The sequence below is a fragment of the Sphingobium sp. genome, from assembly GCF_036170395.1.
Taxonomy (GTDB): domain Bacteria; phylum Pseudomonadota; class Alphaproteobacteria; order Sphingomonadales; family Sphingomonadaceae; genus Sphingobium.
Window position 1 is genome coordinate 38,983 of record NZ_JAVHPD010000069.1, and the last position, 8,106, is coordinate 47,088.

Genomic DNA, 8,106 nt, shown 5'->3' on the forward strand with positions numbered 1-8,106 from the left:
GTCAGGGCGCTGGTTGCTCATAAAGTTCGAGCGGCAGTCCGTCAGGGTCGGTGAAGAAGGTGAAGCGCTGGCCGGTATATTCATCGATCCGGATCGGTTCGCACGCGACCCCGGCGGCGTCGAGCCGCGCCACTTCCGCATCGATATTGGCGACCGTGAAGGCCAGGTGCCGCAGGCCGCAGGCTTCGGGGCGGCTGGTGCGGGCAGGCGGGTCGGGGAAGGAAAACAGCTCGATCTGGGCATTGCCTGCGTCAAGATCGCACTTCCAAGACTGGCGCTCGGCGCGCCATACTTCGCGGATCACCGGCAACTGCAATATGTCGCGGTAAAAGGCGCGCGAGCGGGCATAGTCGGAACAGATGACGGCGATATGGTGGATGGCGCGCATGAGGGCCTTCTATCGCAGGGGCAGGCCCGGGGGAATGGGGAATGGGGAATGGGGGATGGAGCGGCCTTCCTGTTGAGGGGAGCGGGGCGCTGACCTGTCTTCGATCACTCTGGCTTGATCCCCCGGCTTCGCGCGCCTAGACCCGCGCCATGACCCAATCTTCCTATCCGGCGCTGCGGATGCGGCGCGCGCGGGCTTCGGCGTGGAGCCGGGCGATGTTTGCGGAAAATCGCCTGTCGCCCAGCGATTTCATCTGGCCCCTGTTCGTGACCGAGGGCGATGGGGTGGAAGAGCCGATCGGGGCGCTGCCGGGCGTGTCGCGATGGTCGGTGGATGGCATCGTCGCGCGGGCGCGGGAAGCGCGGGATGCGGGCATCCCTTGCCTGGCGCTGTTCCCCAATACGCAGGCCGACCGGCGCAGCGACGATGGCGCGGAGGCGCTGAACCCCGACAATCTGATGTGCCGGGCGATCCGGGCGATCAAGGATGCGGTGCCGGACATCGGCGTGCTGACCGACGTGGCGCTGGACCCCTATACCGCGCATGGACAGGACGGGCTGCTGGACGATGGGGGCTATGTCCTCAACGATGCGACCGTCGATGTGCTGATCGGCCAGTCGTTCAATCAGGCGGCGGCGGGCGCGGACATCATTGCGCCCAGCGACATGATGGACGGGCGGGTCGGCGCGATCCGCGCGGCGCTGGAGGGCGGGGGCCATGTCAATGTCCAGATCATGTCCTATGCCGCCAAATATGCGAGCGCATTCTACGGCCCGTTCCGCGATGCGGTGGGATCGCGCGGTTTGCTGAAGGGCGACAAGAAAAATTACCAGATGGACCCGGCCAATGGGCAAGAGGCATTGCGCGAGGTGGCGCTGGACCTGGCCGAGGGGGCGGACAGCGTGATGGTGAAACCGGGGCTGCCCTATCTGGACATCATCGCCCGTGTGAAGGACCAGTTCGCGGTGCCGGTGTTCGCCTATCAGGTGTCGGGCGAATATGCGATGATCGAACATGCCGCTGCCGCTGGCGCGGGGGACCGCGACGCGCTGGTGCTCGAAACACTGATGGCGTTCAAGCGGGCGGGCTGTTCGGGCGTCCTGACCTATCATGCGCTGCATGCGGCGCGGCTGCTGGGAGCTTGAGATGAGCGATTATCCGGGCGTCAGCATCGTCCCGTTCAAGGGCAAGACGCCGGTCATCCACCCCAGCGCCTTCATCGCGCCGGGATGCCGGATCATCGGCGATGTCGAGATCGGCGAGGATGCGAGCATCTGGTATAATTGCGTCATCCGCGCCGATGTGAACCGGATACGGATCGGCGCGCGCAGCAATGTGCAGGACGGCACGGTGATCCATTGCGACAGCCCCGGCGACGGGATCGACCGGCCGCTGGAAGGATGGCCGACCATCATCGGGGATGATGTGCTGATCGGCCATATGGCGATGGTGCATGGCTGCACGCTGGAGGACCGGGCGTTTGTCGGGCTGGGCGCGATCGTTATGGACGGCTGCGTGATCGAGAGTGACGGGATGCTGGCGGCGGGTGCCTTGCTGTCGCCGGGCAAGCGGCTGCCGGGGCGGCAATTATGGGCGGGGCGACCGGCCAAATATATGCGCGACCTGTCCGACGAGATGGTGAAGAAGCTGAGCGGTGGCGCGGCGCGCTATGTCGACTATGCGCGGGCGCATAAGGCAGCGGTGGACGCGGTTTAGGGCGCGATGACTCTAGCCTAACCCGTTCGTTTCGAGCGAAGTCGAGAAACGTCGCGCACAGGTTTCTCGACTTCGCTCGAAACGAACGGAGTGGGGTTTATTCCGCCCTAGGGCTGGGCCAGTTGTCCCTTGAGCGCGTCGATGCGGTCATTCTGGCTGTCGACGATGGCGAGGGCCGTGGTGCGGGCGGTGTCGAGGGCGTCGAGGCCGCCGCTTTCCTTGCCATCGGCAATGGCGCTGGTGCGATTGACGTAGAGGGTGTCGAGGCTGGCGAGGGCGGAAACGCTGTCGTTACGGGCGGTTTCCAGCGCGCTGATGGCGACCTGCGCGGCGACCCAGGCGTCGCTGGAGACGGACGATCCCGATGCGGCGCGGGCGGCTTTTTCCGCTTTGGCATAGGCGGCGTCGAAGCCGGTCCGGCCGGTTTCCGCCTGCGCTGTGAAGCGGGCGATCTGCTCGGTCAGCTGGGCGTCGGCGGCGACCGGGGCGGGGGGCGGCGCGGCCTGCGCGACCGGGGCGCTCTCGATCGGCCGCTTGGCGAGCGAGGGATAGGTCAGCTGTCCGCCGGTGCAGCCGGACAGGAGCAGGGCGAGATAGGGCAGCAGCCGACGGGTCATCATGAACCTGCATCTAGGGTGGCGGGTGACGGCGCGCAATGGCCCCGTCACCCGCGCCCGATCATCCGCGCGGGAGGGCGGCGGCGGCGCGCGCCAGTTGCTCGATCTTCGCGCCGTCGACCGGCCCCTTGGGCACGACCCAGCTGCCGCCCACGCATTTGATGAAGGGCTGGGCCAGCCATGTCGGCGCGCTTTCCAGTGTGATGCCGCCGGTCGGGCAGAAACGGGCGGTGTGCAGCGGCGCGGCAAGCGCCTTGAGCGCGGGCAGACCGCCCGATGTTTCGGCGGGGAAGAATTTGAAATGGGTAAGGCCCATGTCCATGCCGCGCATGACGTCGCCCGCCGTGGCGGTGCCGGGGAGGAAGGGTATGTTCGCGGCGATCGCGGCCTTGCCCAGCGGTTCGGTCAGGCCGGGGCTGACGACGAAGCGCGCGCCTGCTGCCATTGCGGCGTCGAGCTGTTCGGGATTGAGGACGGTGCCGGCGCCGACGACAGCGCCTTCCACCTGGCTCATTTCGCGGATCACGTCGAGCGCGGCGGGGGTGCGCAGCGTGACTTCGAGCGCGGGCAGGCCACCGGCGACGAGCGCGCGGGCGATGGTGAGGGCGTCCTCCACCCGATCGACCACCAGCACCGGGATCACCGGGGCCAGCTCCATCACTTGTTCGACGGTCAATTCGCTCATAATCATTGCTCCCTGAAGGCGGCGGCGGCCCCGAAAAGGCCGATTTCATCATGGACGGCCAGGCGGATCGGAACGGATGCCATCAGGCTTTCGAACCGGCCCTTGGCCTTGAAACGGGTGTGGAAGCCGCTGTGCGGCAGGAAATCGCGCATCCGCTGGGTCAGGCCACCGGCCAGCACGACGGCATGGGGACCATGGGCCAGCGCAAGATCGCCCGCGACCGAGCCGTAGCAGAGGCAGAAGCGTTCGAGCGCATTGCGGGCGAAGGCATCGCTGTCATCCAGCGCCGCCTGCCACAATTCCGGGTCTTCCATCAACATCACGCGATGATGGCCGATCGTCGCCATCGCCTTGTAGATATTGTTGAGGCCGGGGCCGGACACGATCCGCTCGGTCGAAACGCGCAGGAATTTGTCGCGCAGATAGGCGAGGATTTTTTCTTCCAGACTGTCGAGCGGGGCGAAATCGAGATGGCCGCCCTCGGTCGCGATCACGTGGGGATGGCCATTGTCATAGGCGATCATCGCAACGCCAAGGCCGGTGCCGGGGCCAAGGATGGTGACGCCGCCATCGCGGGGGAAGGGGCGATCCTCGCCGAACAGCAAGGGCAGATTGTCTTGCGGAAGGCGAGAGACGGCATGGGCGACCGCTTCGAAATCATTGACCAGCTTGACCGTGCGAACGCCCAGATCCTCGGCCAGCGTATCGGCGCGGATCACCCAGCTGGAGTTGGTCAGCTTGATGACGTCGCGGCCAATGGCGGTGGCGAAGGCGATGGAGACGGCGTCGGGCAGGTCGCCCGCGCCGCTATCCGCCTCATCCTGCGTGAAGGCGGCCCAGCAGGATTGCAGGCTGGAATAGTCGGCGACCTTATATTTGCGCACCGTGCCGAGCGTCGGCACGCCGCTTTCATCGAGCGAGGCGCGCGCGAAGCGGGCGTTGGTGCCGCCAATGTCGGCAGCGATGATGTTGGTCATCAGGACATCCTATCATTATGTCCGTCATGCCAGCGCAGGCTGGCATCCCTCTTCCTTTGCGTGGCGCAAGCAGAAGAGAGATCCCGGCGTTGGCCGGGATGACGGTGGAGATTATAGTTCGGCTTCCATGGCGGCGAGAATGGGAGACGCCCCCTGTTCGGCCAGGTCGCTATGATGGCGGAACAGGGCGAACAGCTCCCGGCCCGTGTCATAGGGCGGGGGCGGCGCGGCGGGGATGTCGCGCGCGTCCCAGGTCGCAGCGTCGACCAGCGCGTCGATGGCGCCGCTCTGCGCGCAGACCCGGACGAGATCGCCATCGCGCAGCTTGCCGATGGCGCCGCCGCCCAAGGCTTCGGGCGAAAGATGGATGGCGGCGGGCACCTTGCCGGATGCGCCGGACATGCGCCCGTCGGTCACCAGCGCGACCTTGAACCCGCGATCCTGTAGCACGCCAAGCGCAGGGGTCAGCTTGTGCAGTTCGGGCATGCCGTTAGCCTTTGGCCCCTGGAAGCGGACCACGACCACGACGTCGCGTTCCAGTTCGCCCGCCTTGAAGGCGCGCAGGACGTCGTCCTGATCGTGGAATATCGCGGCTGGCGCTTCGATGGTCCAAAGCGCGGGATCGACGGCGCTGACCTTCATGACGCAGCGGCCCAGATTGCCCGCCAGCAGCTTCATCCCGCCATCGGCGCTGAACGGATTGGCAACGGGGCGGAGCATGTTTTCATCGCGCGAGGCGGGGACGTCGCGCCACTGGAGCGCTTCATTTTCCAGCACTGGTTCCTTGCCATAATCGGTGAGGTCGCCGCGTGCGACGGTCATGATGTCGCGATGGAGCAGGCCATTATCGAGCAGTTCGCGAATGATATAGCTCATGCCGCCAGCGGCGTGGAAATGGTTCACGTCGCCCGAGCCATTGGGATAGACGCGGGCGAGCAGCGGGACGGCATCGGAGAGTTCGGCGAAATCGGTCCAGTCGATGCTGATCCCGGCGGCGCGGGCGATGGCGGGCAGGTGGATGGCATGGTTGGTGGAGCCACCGGTCGCCATCAGGCCGATGATGGCGTTGACGATCGCCTTTTCATCCACACAGTGACCCAAGGGACGATAATCGTCATTTGGTTGTCCGTCTTTGGCCCAGCCAATCGACGCCAGCCGGTGAGTCGCGGCGCGGGTGAGTTCCTGGCGCAGCTTCGTGCCGGGATTGACGAAGGCAGCGGCGGGCATGTGGAGGCCCATCACCTCCATCATCATCTGGTTGCTGTTCGCCGTGCCGTAGAAGGTGCAGGTGCCAGCGCCGTGATAGCTGGCGCTTTCGGATTCGAGCAATTCGTCCTTGCCCACTTTCCCTTCGGCATAAAGCTGGCGGATGCGGACCTTTTCCTTGTTGGCAAGGCCAGAGGGCATCGGCCCGGCGGGGATCAGGATGGTGGGCAGATGGCCAAAGCGCAGCGCGCCGATCAGCAGGCCCGGCACGATCTTGTCGCAGATGCCGAGCAGGGCGACGCCTTCGAACATGGCGTGGGACAGCGAGATGGCGGTCGACAGCGCGATCGTGTCGCGGCTGAAGAGCGAAAGGTCCATGCCCGCCTGCCCCTGGGTCACGCCGTCGCACATGGCGGGGACGCCGCCCGCCACCTGGGCTGTGGCGCCGACTTCGCGGGCGGCCAGCTTGATCGCTTCGGGATAGCGGCCATAGGGCTGATGGGCCGAGAGCATGTCGTTATAGGCCGTGACGATGCCGATATTCATCGCCGCGCCGGTGCGGATGACCGGCTTGTCCTCGCCACTGGCGGCAAAGGCATGGGCGAGGTTGCCGCAGCTTAGCTGATCGCGGTTGGTGCCAGCGTCGCGGCCACGCTCGATCAGGTCGAGATAGTGGCGGCGGCTCCTGGCGCTGCGCTTTACGATGCGTTCCGTCACCTTGGCGATGATGGGGTTCAGTTCAGTCATGCCAGCTGGCTCCGTCACGTTCGATAAGGGCAATGGCCGAGGATGGACCCCAGTTCCCGGAAGAATAGGGGGCGGGTTTCATATTGGCTTCCTTCCACCCGTCGATGATCGAATCGATCCAGGTCCATTGCGCCTCCACCTCGTCACGGCGGACGAACAGGGTGGGATCACCGGCCAGAAGATCGAGGATCAGCCGTTCATAGGCGATGCGGCGGCGCTGCCCGGCAAAGGCGGCGGTCAGCGAGACGTCGAGCGTCACTTCGTCGAGATGCACCTGCCGTTCAAGGCCCGGCCGTTTCGACATGATGGTCAGGCGGATATATTCTTCGGGCTGGAGGCGGATGACCATCGTGTTGGATTCAAGCCCCGATCCATGGCCGTCCCGCCCGAAGATGGAGTGCCGGACCGGCTTGAACTGGATCATGATTTCGGACTGGCGTTCCGGCATCCGCTTGCCGGTGCGCAGGTAGAAGGGGACGCCCTGCCAGCGCCAATTGTCGATATAGGCCTTTACCGCGACGAAGGTTTCCGTGGTCGAGGGCTTGCCCAGTTCGTCGGCATAGCCGGTGACGATCTGGCCGCCCACGGCGCCCGGCGTATATTGGCCGCGCACGCTGTGCGTCTTGACGGTTTCGGCGGTCATCGGGCGCAGCGAGCGCAGCGCCTTCACCTTTTCATCGCGCACCGCGGTCGGGTCCATGCGGGCGGGTGGCTCCATGGCGATGATCGACAGAATCTGGAGCATATGGTTCTGCACCATGTCGCGCAGCGCGCCGACGCCGTCATAATAGGAGACGCGGCCTTCCAGGCCCACGGTTTCGCCGACAGTGATCTGGACATGGTCGATGCCGGTCGCGTTCCACAAGGGTTCGAACATCAGATTGCCAAAGCGCAGCGCCAGCAGGTTCTGGACGGTTTCCTTGCCCAGATAATGGTCGACGCGGAAAATCTGATCCTCTTCGAACAGTGCGCCGATGCCGTCATTGACCTGTTTGGAGGAGGCCAGATCCTTGCCGATCGGCTTTTCCATCGCGATCCGGGTCAGCGGAGTAATGAGGCCGGCGTCCGCCAGACCCTGCGCCGTGGGGGCGAACAGCGATGGCGGGGTGGAGAGATAGACCGACAGGCCGCGTTCCAGCCGCCCGTCGATCCGATCGGCAAGGGCGGCGAACTGGGTCGCATTGCCCGCCTCCACCGGCTGATAGCAGATCATCGCGCGGAAGGTGGCGGCGACTTGGCTGTCATAGCGGTCGGCCGCCAGAAATTGGCGCAGCGCCGCGTCGACATCGTCGCGAAAGGCGTCGTCGTCCAGTTCCGACCGGCCGGAGGCGACGATCAGGAAATCGTCGGGCAGCAGCCCGTCGGACAGGAGATTATAGAGCGAAGGGAAGATCATCCGCCGCGCGAGATCCCCCGTAGCGCCGAATAATAGGAACGTAGCAGATGATTCGGCCAAAGGATGGTCCTTTTCCGTTGAACATATCTATATCTGCACGATGACGCCCTTATAGCGCGCGCGGATGATAGCGCAAGGAGGCTATCGTCCCGGCGGCGATGCTGCAACGGCTTGCTATCGCATGGTGAAAGTCTGGCGGGCGTGGCGCTTTGGGCGATGATTATGGCCCGGACTGATTTTCGGCTGGACGAGGGAGCCGGATTTTGTCATTTGGCGGCTCCCAGGCCGTGCGGGCGTGGTGAAACTGGTAGACGCGCCGGACTCAAAATCCGGTTCCGCAAGGAGTGTCGGTTCGATTCCGACCGCCCGCACCA

The 8,106-nt window shown here is 65.2% G+C and carries 8 protein-coding genes and 1 tRNA gene; 3 read left to right on the forward strand and 6 right to left on the reverse strand.

Translation table 11 applies throughout. From position 1 onward, the window contains the following. Position 1: 1 nt before the first annotated feature. On the reverse strand, positions 2-388 hold the full coding sequence (gene gloA2, locus V2B31_RS17125; protein WP_130752585.1) for an SMU1112c/YaeR family gloxylase I-like metalloprotein: 387 nt from the start codon (positions 386-388) through the stop codon (positions 2-4). Positions 389-537: 149 nt separating this feature from the next. Between gloA2 and hemB the strand changes: the two genes are divergently transcribed. Both hemB and V2B31_RS17135 read left to right on the forward strand, forming a co-directional pair. After that, entirely contained in the window at positions 538-1,533 is a 996-nt protein-coding gene (hemB, locus tag V2B31_RS17130) for a porphobilinogen synthase (protein WP_286865214.1), read from the forward strand. Position 1,534: 1 nt separating this feature from the next. Further along, positions 1,535-2,104: a gamma carbonic anhydrase family protein gene (locus tag V2B31_RS17135; protein ID WP_286865216.1), complete on the forward strand. Its 570-nt coding sequence runs from the start codon at positions 1,535-1,537 to the stop codon at positions 2,102-2,104. A 107-nt stretch (positions 2,105-2,211) separates the two neighbouring features. Here V2B31_RS17135 and V2B31_RS17140 read toward each other — a convergent pair whose 3' ends face one another. From V2B31_RS17140 to zwf, 5 genes are all read right to left on the reverse strand, one after another. Beyond that, complete coding sequence (locus tag V2B31_RS17140) at positions 2,212-2,724, reverse strand: hypothetical protein (protein ID WP_017184182.1); 513 nt, start codon at positions 2,722-2,724, stop codon at positions 2,212-2,214. A gap of 58 nt (positions 2,725-2,782) precedes the next feature. Then, positions 2,783-3,406 carry a bifunctional 4-hydroxy-2-oxoglutarate aldolase/2-dehydro-3-deoxy-phosphogluconate aldolase gene (gene eda, locus V2B31_RS17145; protein WP_286865218.1) on the reverse strand — a complete coding sequence of 208 codons (624 nt, stop codon included), beginning with the start codon at positions 3,404-3,406 and terminating at the stop codon, positions 2,783-2,785. A gap of 2 nt (positions 3,407-3,408) precedes the next feature. Further along, positions 3,409-4,383 (reverse strand): glucokinase, encoded by a 975-nt coding sequence (gene glk / locus V2B31_RS17150; RefSeq protein WP_286865220.1) that lies wholly within the window; start codon positions 4,381-4,383, stop codon positions 3,409-3,411. A 111-nt stretch (positions 4,384-4,494) separates the two neighbouring features. Next, on the reverse strand, positions 4,495-6,336 hold the full coding sequence (gene edd / locus V2B31_RS17155) for a phosphogluconate dehydratase (protein WP_286865222.1): 1,842 nt from the start codon (positions 6,334-6,336) through the stop codon (positions 4,495-4,497). Next, positions 6,329-7,792 (reverse strand): glucose-6-phosphate dehydrogenase, encoded by a 1,464-nt coding sequence (gene zwf, locus V2B31_RS17160; protein WP_026002580.1) that lies wholly within the window; start codon positions 7,790-7,792, stop codon positions 6,329-6,331. The genes edd and zwf overlap by 8 nt, the downstream gene beginning before the upstream one ends. Positions 7,793-8,021: 229 nt before the next feature. Here zwf and V2B31_RS17165 point away from each other — a divergent pair. Then, positions 8,022-8,106, forward strand: a tRNA-Leu gene (locus V2B31_RS17165).

What these genes read in the sequence shown, in the direction of transcription:
- gloA2 (WP_130752585.1), bottom strand. Translation starts at nt 388, where the DNA reads ATGCGCGCCATCCACCATATCGCCGTCATCTGTTCCGACTATGCCCGC.
- hemB (WP_286865214.1), top strand. Translation starts at nt 538, where the DNA reads ATGACCCAATCTTCCTATCCGGCGCTGCGGATGCGGCGCGCGCGGGCT.
- V2B31_RS17135 (WP_286865216.1), top strand. Translation starts at nt 1,535, where the DNA reads ATGAGCGATTATCCGGGCGTCAGCATCGTCCCGTTCAAGGGCAAGACG.
- V2B31_RS17140 (WP_017184182.1), bottom strand. Translation starts at nt 2,724, where the DNA reads ATGATGACCCGTCGGCTGCTGCCCTATCTCGCCCTGCTCCTGTCCGGC.
- eda (WP_286865218.1), bottom strand. Translation starts at nt 3,406, where the DNA reads ATGAGCGAATTGACCGTCGAACAAGTGATGGAGCTGGCCCCGGTGATC.
- glk (WP_286865220.1), bottom strand. Translation starts at nt 4,383, where the DNA reads ATGACCAACATCATCGCTGCCGACATTGGCGGCACCAACGCCCGCTTC.
- edd (WP_286865222.1), bottom strand. Translation starts at nt 6,336, where the DNA reads ATGACTGAACTGAACCCCATCATCGCCAAGGTGACGGAACGCATCGTA.